This is a genomic window from Pseudomonas sp. 22082 (genome assembly GCF_052046055.1).
GTDB classification, from domain to species: Bacteria; Pseudomonadota; Gammaproteobacteria; order Pseudomonadales; family Pseudomonadaceae; genus Aquipseudomonas; species Aquipseudomonas pharyngis.
On record NZ_JBQEQB010000004.1, the window covers coordinates 275,234 to 291,028 of the forward strand.

The window sequence follows — 15,795 nt, forward strand, 5'->3', positions numbered from 1 at the left end:
GGGCTTCCTGCGTGCCATCTGCCCGCGGTGTGGGCCGCACGCCTCTCGATGGTCTGAAAAAGATGCTGGATAATAAAGCATGACCCGCTTGACGGCTAGCGCCGTCGGAGACCCTTGCAATGCCTGATCAAGATGTACGCTTGCAACACCTGAAAGTTTGGCTCGATGAACAGTTGGCAACCCTTTTTGCAGATCAGGGCTGGGGAGCCGTACCCCCGGCCACGTTGACCGCGGCCAGCAGCGACGCGAGTTTCCGCCGGTATTTCCGTTGGGAAGGCGCGGGTCGCAGCTTCGTCGTGATGGACGCGCCGCCGCCTCAGGAAAACTGCAAACCGTTCGTGGATATCGCCTTTTTGCTGGCGAAATCCGGTATCAACGTGCCGAAAATTTATGCCGAAGACCTCGAACGTGGCTTTCTTTTGCTCAATGACCTGGGCAACCAGACCTATCTGGACGTGATCGACAGCGAAAATGCCGAAGCGTTATTCAGCGATGCCCTGCAAGCGCTGCTGGCTTTTCAGCAGTTGCCGATGGTGGCACCGCTGCCGAGCTATGACGTCGCGTTGTTGCGCCGCGAGCTGGAACTGTTTCCCGAGTGGTACGTGAAACGCGAGTTGGGCGTCGAGTTCGATGCCACCCAACAGCAGCAGTGGCAAAAGGTCAGCGAGCTGCTGATCGACAGCGCCCTGGCCCAGCCGAAAGTGCTGGTGCACCGCGACTACATGCCGCGCAACCTGATGCTCAGCGAGCCGAATCCCGGCGTGCTGGATTTCCAGGACGCGGTGTATGGCCCGGTGACCTACGACGTGACCTGCCTGTTCAAGGACGCCTTCCTCAGCTGGCCAGAAGAGCGTGTGCGCGGCTGGCTGGAAAGCTACTGGCAGCAGGCGTCAGCACTGAACATCCCGGTGCAGCCGGACTTCGAAGAGTTTCTGCGCGCCAGCGATCTGATGGGCGTGCAGCGTCATCTGAAAGTCATCGGCATCTTCGCCCGTATCTGCCATCGCGACGGCAAGCCGCGTTACCTCGGTGATGTGCCGCGTTTCTTCTCTTATATAGAAGCGGTCATCGCCCGCCGTCCCGAGCTGGCGGATCTGCAGGCACTGCTCGCCAGCCTGCGTGGTGGAGTGACGGCATGAAGGCAATGATTCTGGCGGCCGGCAAAGGCGAGCGCATGCGCCCGCTGACCCTGACCACCCCCAAACCGCTGGTGCGAGCCGGTGGGGTGCCGCTGATTGAATATCACCTGCGTGCCCTGGCCGCAGCCGGTTTCAATGAGATCGTGATCAACCATGCCTGGCTCGGCCAGCAGATCGAAGATCATCTGGGCGATGGTTCGCAGTTCGGCGTGTCGATCCAGTACTCGCCGGAGGGCGAGCCACTGGAAACCGGCGGCGGCATTTTCCGCGCCTTGCCGCTGTTGGGCGACGACGCGTTTCTGGTGGTCAACGGTGACATCTGGACGGATTACGACTTCAGCGTGCTGCATCAGCCGATCACCGGGCTGGCGCATCTGGTGCTGGCGGACAACCCGGCCCATCACCCGACAGGCGACTTCACCCTGACCGACGGCCAGGTGCGTGATGGCCAGGCTGACGCGGCGACCCTGACCTACAGCGGCATCGCCGTGCTGCACCCGCAGTTGTTCGATGGCTGCAGCAACGGTGCCTTCAAACTGGCGCCGCTGCTGCGTAAAGCCATGGCGGACGGGCAGGTGACCGGCGAGCGACTGAAAGGTCACTGGGTCGATGTCGGTACCCACGAGCGTCTGGCCGAAGCCGAAGCCTTGATAGAAGCGAGTCGCTGATATGTTGTGGCCAGGGACTCTGATTGGAGCCGGAGCGGGTTTTGCTATCGCCAGCATTCCGGGGGCCATGCTTGGGGCTTTGTTGGGGCAGGCGCTGGATCGGCGCCTGCATTTGCAGAGCTGGGGGCATTTGCGGGAAAAACTCGGCGGTCGGCCGATGCTGCGCAACGACGAACTGTTATTCGTGTTGCTCGGGCGTCTGGCCAAGAGCGACGGGCGGGTCACGGACGGTCACATCCAGCAGGCGCGGCATGAGATGCGCGCGCTGGAAATGAGCGAGCCGGCGCAGCGCCGGGCGATTGCCGCGTTCAATCGCGGCAAGTCCGGCAACGACAATCTGCGCGGTTATCTGCGTCGATTGAGCACTCAACCTCACGCGGCTGAAGGTGTATTGCGCGCCTGCTGGCGAATGGTCTTCGCCGATGGTCGGGCCGGCGTCAGCGAGCGGGAATTGCTGGCGCAGTGGGGCAAGTGGCTGGGCTGGACGACCCAGCAGATCCATGCGCTGGCGGCGGACTACGAGCCACACAAGCGTCCGATCGTCAGCGCGGCGGTGAGCTATCAGGAAGCGATGCGCCTGCTCGGCGTCTCAGCCACCAGCGAACCGGCACAGATCAAACGCGCCTATCGGCGTCTGCTCAGCCGGCATCACCCGGACAAGGTGGCCGGGACGGGGGCCACGCCGGCGCAGGTGCGCGAGGCCACCGACAGGACCCGCGAATTGCACAATGCCTACACGTTGATTCGCGAACGGCGGGATTTTCGCTAGGCATAAAAAAATCGCAGCGTTGGGCTGCGATTTTTTTTCTGCGCTTTGTCAGTCCGGGCTCTGCGGATTCAACCAGCCCCGCACCCGGCGGAACAACTGCTCCTGCTCGGCCTTGTTGTCCGGCAAAGCCTTGAGTGCGACCTGACTGAACGCGGAGGTCTTCAGTCGCTTGCTCGCCTGCATGCGCTCCAGTGCCGCGTTGCGGTCCAGCGCTTTATCCATGTAGAAAATGTCCGCGGTCGGCAGCTTCAGGGTCGGCGTCAGTTCCACCAGTTGCGGTTGGGCCTTGGCCGGGGTCTGCGCGGCTACCAGGACCAGCTTCTCGACCTGCGAGCTTTGTCGCTCGCTCATGTAGCGCGCCGCCCAGTAAGCACCGGTGCCATGGCCGAGGACGACGATGCTGCGCGCGCTCTGTTGTTCGGCGTAGGCCAGCGCGGCGTCGATGCGGGCGAAAATTCGCTCGGCATCGGCCTTGGACTGCTCCTCGGTGGTTTCGGCAACGACCTTGTCGGCCACGTCGGCTTCGCCGCCGGCGGCTTGTTCGATCGGCTCGGCGGTGGTCGAATCCTTGCTGCCGGGGTCAGCGGTTTTCGCTGCGGCGGGTGCTTCGACCACGCGCGGCGCGATGGCATCGCTTTGCAGATCGGGCAGGGTGATACTCAGGCTGCTCCACTCGACGTCCGGCAACTTGCGGCGCAACGGGCCGATCGCTTGGGGCCAGTCAGCGGTTTCGCCGGCACCGGGAATGAGGATCACCGCGCCTTTGGGTTCGGCGGTGTTGGCCGGTTTCCACAGGGCAAGGAAGGTGTCGCTGCCCGCTTGCAGTTGCTGTTGTTCCTGGGCTGGAACCTTGCGTTCGAGTGCCGCGGCTTCTTCCTGACTACGCTCAAGCAGTGGCTGGCGTTCGACCGGTTTTTCTTCGGCGGCTTTTTCTGCGGCGGGGGCAGGTGCCGGATCCGCGGCTTCGACGGAAAACGCACAAGGCAGGATCAGCGACAGGCACAATGCTGGCATTGCCAGGCGATAGACAGGGGGCATCGGTTATTCCAGGCCAGAAGTTATCCCGGCAGCCTAATGGGTTGGTCAGAATTTGTCAGTGTATGAGACTTCAATGATGCGTTTTTGCTGCCTGTGGGTTATCGGCTGTCTGGCGTTTCCCTTGATGGGCTGGGCAGCGCCTGCGCCACCGAGCCACCTCGCGCGGTTGTCGGCGAGCGAGCAGCAGTGGCTCGCGCAGCACAATGAGTTGCGTGTCGGTCTGGTGCTGCAGGCGCCGTACGCGCAATACGACCGGCGCTTGCAGCGGCTGTCGGGGGCCAATGTCGAAGTGATGAAGGCATTGGCCAGAGCGCTGAATGTCGAACTGAGCTGGCGCAATTTTCAGGATCTGGCCCAACTCGAGGCCGCCGCCCGGGACGGCGAAATCGACATTGCCCCGGGTCTGACCCAGACCCCGGGCGGGCTGCGTCTGTGGCAGTTCTCCGACCCGTACATGCGTGTGCCGCAACTGGTGGTCAGCGACCAGAAGAGCAGCGCGACCGTGGAACTGGAAAAACTCGACAGCCAGACCCGCGTCGCCGTGCGCATGCCCGGCGTCACCGCCGATTATCTGCGCGGCAACTATCCGCACCTGAATCTGCAAGGCGTACCGATGGAGCGCCAGGCGCTGCAACTGTTGCTGAGTCAGCAGGCGTCCTACGCGGTGGTCGATGAGGCGCAGCTCGGGCGGCTGTCGGCGGAACCGGAGTTTGCCGGGCTGGTGGTGGTCGGTGACATCGGTCTGCCGCAACTGCTGCGCATCGGCACCCGTCGTGACTGGCCGGAGCTGGCCGGGATCGTCGAGAGTGCCTTGCGCGCAATCCCGGCCAAGGACCTGGAGCGCCTGCATGCGCAATGGCTGCAACCCAAATATCCGCGACTCTCCGAATCGCCGGGCTTCTGGCAGAACCTGAGTCTGTTGTTCGCGGTGTTGCTGCTCAGTTGCGTGGCCATCGTCTTCTGGCAGCGCCGCCAGCAGCGCAGTCTTGAACAGCGCCTGCTCGACGCGCGTGAAGACATCGCCCTGCGCGCCGCCAGCGAAGAGGCCTTGCGCCTGACCCAGTTTTCCATCGATCAGAGCACCGTCGGCATTCTCTGGGTCAATTGGGACAGCCATGTGCGCTACGCCAACCGTGCGGCAGAAAACATGCTCGGTTATCCACAGGGCGCCATCATCGACCGACCGTTGATCGACTTCGAACCGGGCCTGCACATGGATCGCTGGCTCAACCTGTGGAAACGCGCCCGAGCCAGCGAAGAAGGGCCGCTGAGCTTTGAAACCAATTGTGTGCGGGCCGATGGCAGTGTGCTGCCGGCGGACGTGTCGCTGAGTTTTCTGCGTTTTCGCGATGGCGAGTATCTGGTGGTTTACCTCACCGATGTCACCGAACGCCGTCGTGCCCTGGCTGCGTTGCAAGAAAGCGAGGCGCGGCTGCAAGGCATCGCGGCCAATGTGCCGGGGCTGGTGTTCCGTCTCGAGCGTGCACCGGTAACCGGGCAGATCGACTTTGCCTACATCAGCGAGGGCAGCGAAAGTCTGGTCGGCTATGCGCCGGCCGCCATCGCCCATCGCGACATGGGACTTCGCAGTCTGGTGCATCCGGATGACCGGGCCGCTTATCACCAGACTCAGGACCAGGCGCTGGACACCGACAGCGACTGGTCGTGGCAGGGCCGGATTCTCACGCGCCAGGGCGAGCAGCGCTGGGCTGAGATCAAAGCCATCACCCGTCAGCTGGAGGGCGGTGCCTATGTCTGGGACGGCATTGTCTGGGACATCACCGAAAGTAAACGCATCGAACTGGAGCTGGCGGCCTCCCGCGAACAACTGCGCGAACTGTCGGCGCACCTGGAAAGCGTGCGGGAAGAGGAAAAGGCGCGCATCGCCCGGGAGGTTCACGATGAACTGGGGCAGATGCTGACGGTGCTGAAACTGGAAACGTCGATGTGCGAACTGGCCTACGCGCAACTTGATCCGGGTCTGAACGAGCGCTTGAACAGCATGAAGCGCCTGATTGCCCAGTTGTTCCAGCTGGTGCGGGATGTGGCGACGGCGCTGCGCCCGCCGATTCTCGATGCCGGGATTGCCTCGGCCATCGAGTGGCAGGCGCGGCGGTTCGAGGCGCGCACGCAGATTCCGTGTCTGGTGCAGGTGCCGGACAACCTTGCGCCCCTCAGCGACGCCAAGGCCATCGGCCTGTTCCGTATTCTTCAGGAGGCGTTGACCAACGTCATGCGCCATGCTCAGGCGCATACTGTGGAACTGACGCTGACGCAGGAAGGCAACGAATTGTGTCTGACGGTCAGCGATGATGGCGTAGGATTTGTCGCCGCTGCCGGCAGGCCGACATCCTTTGGACTGGTGGGCATGCGCGAGCGGGTGTTGATCATGGGCGGGCAGCTGTCACTCGACAGCGAGCCGGGCGAGGGCACCACGCTGAGCGTGCGGGTGCCACTGGATGAGGAGAAGTAAGTGATCCGTGTACTGGTAGCCGAAGACCACACCATCGTTCGCGAAGGCATCAAGCAATTGATCGGCCTGGCCAAGGATCTGCAGGTGGTGGGGGAGGCGAGCAACGGCGAGCAATTGCTGGAAGCCCTGCGCAATGTGCCCTGCGAAGTGGTGTTGCTGGACATCTCGATGCCCGGCGTCAACGGGCTCGAAGCGATTCCACGAATCCGCGCGCTGAACCATCCGCCGGCGATTCTGGTGCTGTCGATGCACGACGAAGCACAAATGGCCGCCCGGGCGCTGAAGGTCGGCGCCGCCGGTTATGCCACCAAGGACAGCGATCCGGCGCTGCTGCTGACGGCCATTCGCAAGGTCGCGGCGGGCGGGCGTTACATCGATCCGGAGCTGGCCGACCGCATGGTCTTCGAAGTCGGCCTGACCGATGCGCGACCACTGCACTCGTTGCTGTCGGAGCGCGAATTCTCGGTGTTCGAACGCCTGGCGCAAGGCGCCAACGTCAACGACATCGCCCAGCAACTGGCTCTGAGCAGCAAGACCATCAGCACCCACAAGGCGCGGCTGATGCAGAAACTCAACATCACTTCGCTCGCCGAGCTGGTGAAGTACGCGATGGAACACAAGCTCCTCTGAGCGACATATCCAATAGCGACAGGCGCTTTTGCCGGTTCTGACGGCTTGAGCCCCGACCCATGCGTCGGGTTTGCCAAAACGCGCCATCCTTGTAGGGCAATCCCTACCCCCGGCCTTCCATCCGGCTGAGGCGATTCTCTCCTGCGCCCCGATTTGCGTGACTGCAAGCAGCCACTAGGCTTAATCCCACAGCAGTCATCAATAACAAAGGTGTGGGTATGAGCCAGGTCGAATCAAACGCAGGGGCCAGCGATGTGCTGGTCAGCTTTCGTGGAGTGCAGAAGAGCTACGACGGCGAGAACCTGATCGTCAAAGACCTCAACCTGGACATTCGCAAGGGCGAATTCCTCACCTTGCTCGGGCCGTCCGGCTCGGGCAAGACCACCAGCCTGATGATGCTCGCCGGTTTCGAAACGCCGACCGCCGGTGAAATCCTCCTCGCCGGGCGGGCGATCAACAACGTGCCGCCGCACAAACGCGACATCGGCATGGTGTTCCAGAACTACGCGCTGTTCCCGCACATGACCGTCGCTGAAAACCTGGCGTTTCCGCTGACCGTGCGTGGCCTGAACAAGAGCGACGTCAGCGACAAGGTCAAGAAAGTCCTGAGCATGGTCCAGCTTGATGCGTTCGCATCGCGTTATCCGGCGCAATTGTCCGGCGGTCAGCAACAACGTGTGGCTTTGGCCCGCGCGCTGGTGTTCGAGCCGCAACTGGTGTTGATGGACGAACCCCTCGGCGCCCTCGACAAGCAACTGCGTGAACACATGCAGATGGAAATCAAACACCTGCACCAGCGTCTCGGCGTGACTGTGGTCTACGTGACCCACGACCAGGGCGAAGCCCTGACCATGTCCGACCGCGTGGCCGTGTTCCACCAGGGCGAGATCCAGCAGATCGCCCCGCCGCGCACCCTCTACGAAGAACCGAAAAACACCTTCGTCGCCAACTTCATCGGCGAGAACAACCGCCTCAACGGTCGCCTGCTCAGCCAAAGCGGCGAGCGCTGCGTGGTCGAGCTGGGGCGCGGGGAAAAGGTCGAGGCGCTGGCGGTCAACATCGGCCGGACCGGCGAACCGGTCACCCTGTCGATCCGCCCCGAGCGCGTCAGCCTCAACGGTTCGAGCGACCAATGCGTCAACCGCTTCTCCGGGCGGGTGGCCGAATTCATCTATCTGGGCGACCACGTCCGGGTGCGCCTTGAAGTCTGCGGCAAGACCGACTTCTTCGTGAAACAACCGATTGCCGAGCTCGATCCAGCGCTCGCGGTCGGCGACGTGGTTCCGCTTGGCTGGCAGGTCGAGCACGTTCGCGCGCTCGATCCACTTCTAGAGGCGCATTAAGCGCCCCGGCAATACCAACACCAACCCTGCACGTGGAGAGAACAATAAATGTTGAGATCCCTGAAGTTCACAGCCCTGACCCTGGGCCTGATGGGTGCGGCAAGCGCAATGGCCGCTGGGCCGGATCTGACCGTGGTGTCGTTTGGCGGGGCGAACAAGGCGGCGCAAGTCAAAGCCTTCTACGCACCGTGGGAAGCGGCGGGCAACGGCAAGATCGTCGCTGGTGAGTACAACGGTGAAATGGCCAAGGTCAAAGCCATGGTCGACACCAAGAGCGTGTCCTGGGATCTGGTCGAGGTTGAATCGCCGGAGCTGTCCCGTGGCTGCGACGAAGACATGTTCGAGCAACTCGATCCTGCGCTGTTCGGCAAGTCCGAAGACTACGTCAAAGGCGCGATCCAGCCGTGCGGCGTGGGCTTCTTCGTGTGGTCGACCGTGCTGGCCTACAACGCCGACAAGCTGAAAACCGCACCGACCAGCTGGGCGGATTTCTGGGACACGAAAAAATTCCCGGGCAAGCGCGGCCTGCGCAAAGGCGCCAAGTACACCCTCGAATTCGCACTGATGGCCGACGGCGTTGCGCCGAAAGACGTGTACAAGGAACTGGCCAGCAAGGGCGGTCAGGATCGCGCATTCAAGAAACTGGATGAGCTGAAACCGAACATCCAGTGGTGGGAAGCCGGCGCCCAGCCGCCGCAATACCTCGCTTCCGGTGACGTGGTCATGAGCTCGGCCTACAACGGTCGTATCGCTGCGGTGCAGAAAGAATCCAATCTGAAAGTGGTGTGGAACGGCGGCATCTACGACTTCGATGCGTGGGCCATCCCGAAAGGTCTGGACGCCAAGCGCGCCGAAGCGGCGAAGAAATTCATCGCGTTCTCGGTGCAGCCGCAACAGCAGAAGACCTACTCGGAAAACATCGCCTACGGCCCGGCCAACTCTCAGGCAGTGCCTTTGCTGGACAAGGCGATCCTGAAAGACATGCCGACCACCCCGGAAAACATCGCCAACCAGGTGCAGATCGACGTCAGCTTCTGGGCTGACAACGGCGAGCAACTGGAGCAGCGCTTCAATTCCTGGGCTGCGAAGTAACCAGAGGGCTTGNACTGACACGCCGCCTTCGCGAGCAAGCCCGCTCCCACATTAAAAGTTCGAGGTGGCTTGCCGCCTCTGTAACGATCAAAGATTTGCGGAGTACGTCATGGCCATCGCCGTTCCCCTGAACGAGGGCAACAGCCCCACCTTGAAGCAGCGGCTCAAGCACGCCGAGCGGGTCAACCGCTGGAAGGCCCAGGCGCTGATCGCGCCGCTGGTGCTGTTTCTGTTGCTGGTGTTCCTGGTGCCGATCGTGGCGCTGCTCTATAAAAGTGTCGGCAACCCGGAAGTGGTCGGCGGCATGCCGCGCACCGTAACCGCGATTGCTGCGTGGGACGGCCGAGGCCTGCCCGCAGAACCGGTTTATAAAGCCGCCAGCGAAGACCTCGCCGAAGCGCGCAAAAACCAGACCCTGGGCGATCTGTCCAAGCGCCTGAACATGGAGTTGGCCGGCTATCGCAGCCTGCTGACCAAAACCGCCCGCTCGCTGCCCTTCGCCAGCGAACCGGCCTCTTATAAAGAAGCACTGGAAGGCCTCGACGAGCGTTGGGGCGATCCGGCCTACTGGCAAGCGGTGAAGCGCAACACCAGCAGCATCACCCCGTTCTATCTGCTGGCGGCGGTGGATCACCGCATCGACGACCTCGGCGAAATTGCCCCGGCGACTCCGGATCAGGCGATCTACCTCGACATCTTCGCCCGGACTTTCTGGATGGGCCTGATCATCACCGTGATCTGCCTGGTGCTCGCTTATCCGCTGGCCTACCTGCTGGCCAACCTGCCGTCGCGTCAAAGCAACCTGCTGATGATTCTGGTGCTGCTGCCGTTCTGGACTTCGATCCTGGTGCGGGTCGCCGCGTGGATCGTGTTGCTGCAATCCGGCGGGCTGATCAACAGCGCGCTGATGGCGATGGGCATCATCGATAAACCGCTGGAGCTGGTGTTCAACCGCACCGGGGTTTACATCTCGATGGTGCACATCCTGCTGCCGTTCATGATCCTGCCGATCTACAGCGTTATGAAAGGCATCTCGCCGACTTACATGCGTGCCGCGATTTCCCTTGGCTGCCATCCGTTCGCCAGTTTCTGGCGGGTGTACTTCCCGCAGACCTACGCAGGTGTCGGCGCCGGTTGCCTGTTGGTGTTCATCCTCGCCATCGGCTACTACATCACCCCGGCGCTGCTGGGCAGCCCGAACGATCAGATGGTCAGCTACTTCGTCGCGTTCTACACCAACACCAGCATCAACTGGGGCATGGCCACCGCACTGGGCGGGCTGTTGCTGCTGGCGACTGTGGTGCTTTATCTGATCTACAGCTGGCTGGTGGGCGCCAGTCGCCTGCGCCTGAGCTAAGGGGAATTTGAAATGCTGAGTCCTTATATGTCGCCCATCGAGCGGGTGTGGTTCTACAGCTTGCGGATCCTCTGCGGCTTGATCCTGTTGTTCCTGATCCTGCCGGTGCTGGTGATCGTGCCGCTGTCGTTCAACTCGGGCAGTTTCCTGGTGTATCCGCTGCAGGGCTTTTCGCTGCACTGGTATCAGGATTTCTTCGCCTCGGCGGAATGGATGCGCTCGCTGAAGAACAGCATCATCGTCGCCCCGGCCGCGACCGTGCTGGCGATGGTGTTCGGCACGCTGGCGGCCATCGGCCTGACCCGTGGCGACTTTCCCGGTAAGGCGCTGGTGATGGCGCTGGTGATTTCGCCGATGGTGGTGCCGGTGGTGATCATCGGTGTGGCCAGTTACCTGTTCTTCGCGCCGCTGGGCCTGGGCAACAGTTTCTTCTCGCTGATCATGGTGCACGCGGTACTCGGTGTGCCGTTCGTGATCATCACGGTGTCGGCGACGCTGCAGGGTTTCAACCATAACCTGGTGCGGGCGGCGGCCAGTCTTGGTGCTTCGCCATTGACCACGTTCCGCCGGGTGACTTTGCCGCTGATTGCGCCGGGGGTAATTTCCGGGGCGCTGTTTGCCTTCGCAACCTCGTTCGATGAAGTGGTGGTGACGCTGTTTCTTGCAGGTCCCGAGCAGGCGACGCTGCCACGGCAGATGTTCAGCGGGATTCGCGAGAACCTGAGTCCGACGATTGCTGCGGCTGCGACGTTGTTGATTGCCTTCTCGGTGATTCTGTTGCTGACGCTGGAATGGTTGCGTGGGCGGAGTGAAAAACTGCGCACTGCTCAAGTCTGACGACTGCAAGATCCGGGTTGTCTGCCATTCATGTGGTGAATGACAGACAACCTAGATTCCCCAGCTACGCTTGTGCTCAGCTCCCACATCTATAAGAGGCTGCGCACGATGAGTCTTTCCTCGTTCAAGATTGCTCACAAACTGATCACCGGCGCCGGGGCCATCGAGCAACTGGCGGCCGAACTCACGCGGCTGGACATCGACAACCCGCTGATCGTCACCGATGCCGCGCTGGTCAAGTCCGGAACGGTGGAGCTGGCGCTGGCACAGATCGGCGAGCGCGAGTACGAAATCTTCGACCGGGTATTGCCAGATCCGGAAATCGCCATCGTCGAGGATTGCATGCGTGTCTACCGAGAGGGCGGGCATGACGGTCTGATTGGCCTCGGTGGCGGCAGTGCCATCGACATCGCCAAGAGCGTCGCGGCGTACGCCGGTTATCACGGCGCACTGGAGGATCTGTTCGGCGTCGATCAGGTGCCGCGCAAAGGCCCGCCGCTGATCGCCATCCCGACTACGGCCGGCACCGGTTCTGAAGTGACCAACGTCGCCATCCTTTCGGACAAGGTCGCCCAACTGAAGAAAGGCATCGTCAGCGACTACCTGTTGCCGGATGTGGCGCTGGTCAGTCCGCAAATGACCCTGACCTGCCCGCGCAGTGTCACCGCCGCCAGTGGCGTCGATGCGCTGGTGCATGCCATCGAATCCTACTTGTCACTGAATGCCTCGCCGATCACCGATTCGCTGGCCATCGGCGCAATCAAGTTGATCGCCCGATCCTTGCCCAAGGCCTACGCCAATCCCTCCAACCTGCAAGCCCGAGAGGACATGGCCACCGCCAGCCTGATGGCCGGCATGGCGTTCGGCAATGCCGGGGTCGGCGCGGTGCATGCGCTGGCGTATCCGCTGGGCGGGCGCTTCAACATTGCCCATGGTGTCAGCAACGCCTTGCTGCTGCCGTATGTCATGACCTGGAACAAGATGGCCTGCGTCGAACGGATGCAGGATATTGCCGAAGCCATGGGAGTGAAGACTGCTCATCTGAGTCTCAATGAAGCCGCCGATAGCGCCGTCGCGGCGATGACCGAACTGTGCGCGGCGGTGGAAATCCCGCTGGGTCTGCGCAGTTTCGGCGTGCCTGAAGAAGCGATCCCGGCCATGGCGGTAGAGGCCGCGGGAATCGAGCGCCTGATGCGCAACAACCCGCGCAAGCTCAGCGCCGCCGACATTGAGAAGATCTACCGGGCGGCGTACTGAGAACCCGCCGGTCATCGGTCATGGCACAACCCAATCATCGCGGTCACGGTGCGCGCGCGGAAACTTGAGGTATACAATGCGCGCCATCGTGATTTAGCTCAGAAAAGGTGCGTCATGCAGCCCTTCGTTATTGCTCCGTCGATTCTTTCCGCCGACTTCGCCCGCCTGGGCGAGGAAGTGGACAACGTTCTGGCCGCCGGTGCCGACTTCGTCCACTTCGATGTCATGGACAACCACTACGTACCGAACCTGACCATCGGCCCGATGGTCTGCGCCGCGCTGCGCAAGTACGGCGTGACCGCGCCGATCGACGCCCACCTGATGGTCAGCCCGGTGGATCGCATCGTCGGCGACTTCATCGAAGCCGGCGCCACCTACATCACCTTCCACCCGGAAGCCACGCTGCACGTCGATCGTTCGCTGCAACTGATCCGTGAAGGCGGCTGCAAATCCGGCCTGGTGTTCAACCCGGCGACCCCGCTGGACGTGCTCAAGTACGTGATCGACAAGGTCGACATGGTCTTGCTGATGAGCGTCAACCCGGGCTTCGGCGGACAGAAATTCATTCCCGGCACCCTCGACAAGCTGCGCGAAGCGCGGGCGATTATCGATGCCTCGGGCCGTGACATCCGCCTGGAAATCGACGGCGGCGTCAACGTCAACAACATCCGCGAAATCGCTGCTGCCGGCGCCGACACCTTTGTCGCCGGCTCGGCGATCTTCAATGCGCCGAACTATCAGGAAGTCATCGACAAGATGCGTTCCGAACTGGCGCTGGCTCGCCCATGAGCGGTTTTGAGCAGCTGTTCCCGGGGCAACTGCCGCGGTTGGTGATGTTCGATCTGGATGGCACGCTGATCGATTCGGTCCCCGACCTGGCGGCGGCTGTGGATAACATGCTGCTCTCGCTCGGGCGCAAGCCTGCCGGTATCGAGTCGGTACGCGAGTGGGTCGGCAACGGTGCGCCGGTGCTGGTGCGCCGCGCATTGGCCGGCGGTATCGATCATTCCTCCGTGGATGACGTCGAAGCCGAGCATGCGCTGGAGGTTTTCATGGAGGCCTACGGCGCCAGCCATGAGCTGACCGTGGTCTATCCCGGCGTGCGCGACACCCTGAAATGGCTGCACAAGCAGGGCGTGGCCATGGCGCTGATCACCAACAAGCCGGAGCGCTTCGTCGCACCGCTGCTGGATCAGATGAAGATCGGCCGCTACTTCAAGTGGATCATCGGCGGCGATACCCTGCCGCAGAAGAAGCCTGACCCGGCGGCGCTGTTCTTCGTGATGAAGATGTCCGGTATCCCGGCCTCGCAATCGCTGTTCGTCGGTGATTCGCGCAGCGATGTACTGGCGGCGAAAGCGGCGGGGGTCAAATGCGTCGGGCTCAGTTATGGCTACAACCATGGCCGGCCGATTGCCGAGGAATCCCCGGCGCTGGTGATCGACGACCTGCGCAAGCTAATTCCCGGTTGCCTGGATACGGCCGCTGAGATAACGTTGCCCGACGCTTCTCAATCCCCTTCTGGAAACGCCATCGTGGTGGTCACCCGCAAACTCTGGATGAAAGTCATCAAGGCCCTGGCCCGCTGGCGTTGGCGCGCCTGACTTGTTCCTGGCCGGCCTGCCGGCGCGTTTGCACACCTGACTGATTTGCCCCTCACACCACGAGGCACCCTATGATCCGCGAAGAATTCCTGCGTCTGGCCGCTGACGGCTACAACCGCATTCCGCTGGCCTGCGAAACCCTGGCCGACTTCGACACCCCGCTGTCGATCTACCTGAAACTGGCCGACCAGCCCAACTCCTACCTGCTCGAATCGGTGCAGGGCGGCGAGAAATGGGGCCGTTACTCGATCATCGGCCTGCCGTGCCGCACCGTGCTGCGGGTTCACGATCATCACGTCAGCATCACCGTCGATGGCGTCGAGACCGAAAGCCACGACGTCGAAGATCCGCTGGCCTTCGTCGAAACCTTCAAGGCCCGCTACAACGTGCCGACCATTGCCGGTCTGCCGCGCTTCAACGGCGGTCTGGTGGGTTACTTCGGTTACGACTGCGTGCGTTATGTAGAGAAGCGCCTCGGCAAATGCCCGAATCCGGATCCTCTGGGCGTGCCGGACATTCTGCTGATGGTTTCCGATGCGGTGGTGGTGTTCGACAACCTCGCCGGCAAGATGCACGCGATCGTGCTGGCCGACCCGACGCAGGCCGATGCCTACGAGCAGGGCCAGGCGCAATTGCAGCAACTGCTGGAAAAACTGCGTCAGCCGATCACCCCGCGCCGTGGCCTGGATTTCAGCAAGCCGCAGGCGGCCGAGCCGGTGTTCCGTTCCAGCTTCACTCAGGACGACTACGAAAAAGCCGTCGACACCATCAAGGAATACATCCTCGCCGGTGACTGCATGCAGGTGGTGCCGTCCCAGCGCATGTCGATCGACTTCAAGGCAGCGCCGATCGATCTGTACCGCGCACTGCGTTGCTTCAACCCGACGCCGTACATGTACTTCTTCAACTTCGGTGACTTCCACGTCGTCGGCAGTTCGCCGGAAGTGCTGGTGCGGGTCGAAGACAACCTGATCACCGTGCGCCCGATTGCCGGCACCCGTCCTCGCGGGGCCACCGAAGAGGCGGACGTGGCGCTGGAAGAAGACCTGCTGTCCGACGACAAGGAGATCGCCGAGCACCTGATGCTGATCGACCTCGGTCGCAACGACACCGGGCGCGTATCGGAGATCGGCTCGGTGAAGCTCACCGAGAAGATGGTGATCGAGCGTTATTCCAACGTGATGCACATCGTGTCCAACGTCACCGGTCAGTTGAAGGCCGGGTTGACGGCGATGGACGCACTGCGGGCGATCCTGCCGGCGGGCACCTTGTCCGGCGCGCCGAAGATCCGTGCGATGGAAATCATCGACGAGCTGGAGCCGGTCAAGCGTGGCGTGTATGGCGGCGCGGTCGGGTACTTCGCCTGGAACGGCAACATGGACACCGCGATTGCGATCCGTACCGCCGTGATCAAGAACGGCGAACTGCACGTGCAGGCCGGTGGCGGCATCGTCGCTGACTCGGTGCCGGCGCTGGAATGGGAAGAAACCATCAACAAGCGCCGGGCGATGTTCCGCGCCGTTGCACTGGCCGAGCAAACCCCGGACTGAGTGATTGCTGATTCAGCCAAAAAAAACGCGGCGCCTGT

14 protein-coding genes are annotated in these 15,795 nt (G+C 62.3%); 13 read left to right on the forward strand and 1 reads right to left on the reverse strand.

Annotation, left to right across the window (positions count from 1 at the left end; all coding sequences use genetic code 11):
• Nucleotides 1-119 precede the first annotated feature (119 nt).
• The 3 genes from ACTJK9_RS07160 to ACTJK9_RS07170 are packed head-to-tail and all read left to right on the forward strand — an operon-like array spanning nt 120 to nt 2,576.
• Nucleotides 120-1,139: an aminoglycoside phosphotransferase family protein gene (locus ACTJK9_RS07160; protein ID WP_440813103.1), complete on the forward strand. Its 1,020-nt coding sequence runs from the start codon at nt 120-122 to the stop codon at nt 1,137-1,139.
• Complete coding sequence (murU, locus tag ACTJK9_RS07165; RefSeq protein ID WP_085612931.1) at nt 1,136-1,807, forward strand: N-acetylmuramate alpha-1-phosphate uridylyltransferase MurU; 672 nt, start codon at nt 1,136-1,138, stop codon at nt 1,805-1,807. Before ACTJK9_RS07160 ends, murU begins: the two co-directional genes overlap by 4 nt.
• A 1-nt stretch (nt 1,808) precedes the next feature.
• Entirely contained in the window at nt 1,809-2,576 is a 768-nt protein-coding gene (locus tag ACTJK9_RS07170) for a TerB family tellurite resistance protein (RefSeq protein ID WP_440813105.1), read from the forward strand.
• Nucleotides 2,577-2,624: 48 nt separating this feature from the next.
• Here the strand turns inward: ACTJK9_RS07170 and ACTJK9_RS07175 are convergent, their stop codons facing one another.
• Nucleotides 2,625-3,614, reverse strand: a complete 990-nt coding sequence (locus ACTJK9_RS07175; protein WP_085612929.1) for an alpha/beta hydrolase family protein — start codon at nt 3,612-3,614, stop codon at nt 2,625-2,627.
• A 73-nt stretch (nt 3,615-3,687) separates the two neighbouring features.
• Between ACTJK9_RS07175 and ACTJK9_RS07180 the strand changes: the two genes are divergently transcribed.
• The 10 genes from ACTJK9_RS07180 to trpE all read left to right on the forward strand — a co-directional run bounded on the left by ACTJK9_RS07180 (nt 3,688) and on the right by trpE (nt 15,757).
• Nucleotides 3,688-6,087, forward strand: a complete 2,400-nt coding sequence (locus tag ACTJK9_RS07180; protein WP_085612927.1) for a PAS domain-containing sensor histidine kinase — start codon at nt 3,688-3,690, stop codon at nt 6,085-6,087.
• A complete protein-coding gene (locus tag ACTJK9_RS07185) occupies nt 6,088-6,717 on the forward strand; it encodes a response regulator (RefSeq protein ID WP_085612925.1) in 630 nt (209 codons plus the stop codon).
• 218 nt (nt 6,718-6,935) lie between these two features.
• Nucleotides 6,936-8,060 carry an ABC transporter ATP-binding protein gene (locus ACTJK9_RS07190; protein ID WP_440813108.1) on the forward strand — a complete coding sequence of 375 codons (1,125 nt, stop codon included), beginning with the start codon at nt 6,936-6,938 and terminating at the stop codon, nt 8,058-8,060.
• Nucleotides 8,061-8,108: 48 nt separating this feature from the next.
• Entirely contained in the window at nt 8,109-9,152 is a 1,044-nt protein-coding gene (locus tag ACTJK9_RS07195) for an ABC transporter substrate-binding protein (protein WP_007959933.1), read from the forward strand.
• A 109-nt stretch (nt 9,153-9,261) separates the two neighbouring features.
• Nucleotides 9,262-10,509: an ABC transporter permease gene (locus ACTJK9_RS07200; RefSeq protein WP_007959935.1), complete on the forward strand. Its 1,248-nt coding sequence runs from the start codon at nt 9,262-9,264 to the stop codon at nt 10,507-10,509.
• A 12-nt stretch (nt 10,510-10,521) separates the two neighbouring features.
• Nucleotides 10,522-11,346 (forward strand): ABC transporter permease, encoded by an 825-nt coding sequence (locus tag ACTJK9_RS07205; protein WP_440813112.1) that lies wholly within the window; start codon nt 10,522-10,524, stop codon nt 11,344-11,346.
• A 108-nt stretch (nt 11,347-11,454) separates the two neighbouring features.
• The gene (locus ACTJK9_RS07210; protein WP_011336197.1) at nt 11,455-12,603 is read left to right on the forward strand and encodes an iron-containing alcohol dehydrogenase; all 1,149 of its coding nucleotides are present in this window, start codon (nt 11,455-11,457) and stop codon (nt 12,601-12,603) included.
• 114 nt (nt 12,604-12,717) lie between these two features.
• Complete coding sequence (rpe, locus tag ACTJK9_RS07215) at nt 12,718-13,392, forward strand: ribulose-phosphate 3-epimerase (RefSeq protein ID WP_007918813.1); 675 nt, start codon at nt 12,718-12,720, stop codon at nt 13,390-13,392.
• Entirely contained in the window at nt 13,389-14,207 is an 819-nt protein-coding gene (locus tag ACTJK9_RS07220) for a phosphoglycolate phosphatase (protein WP_007956306.1), read from the forward strand. The genes rpe and ACTJK9_RS07220 overlap by 4 nt, the downstream gene beginning before the upstream one ends.
• A 71-nt stretch (nt 14,208-14,278) precedes the next feature.
• Nucleotides 14,279-15,757 (forward strand): anthranilate synthase component I, encoded by a 1,479-nt coding sequence (gene trpE / locus ACTJK9_RS07225; protein WP_085612919.1) that lies wholly within the window; start codon nt 14,279-14,281, stop codon nt 15,755-15,757.
• Nucleotides 15,758-15,795: the final 38 nt, after the last annotated feature.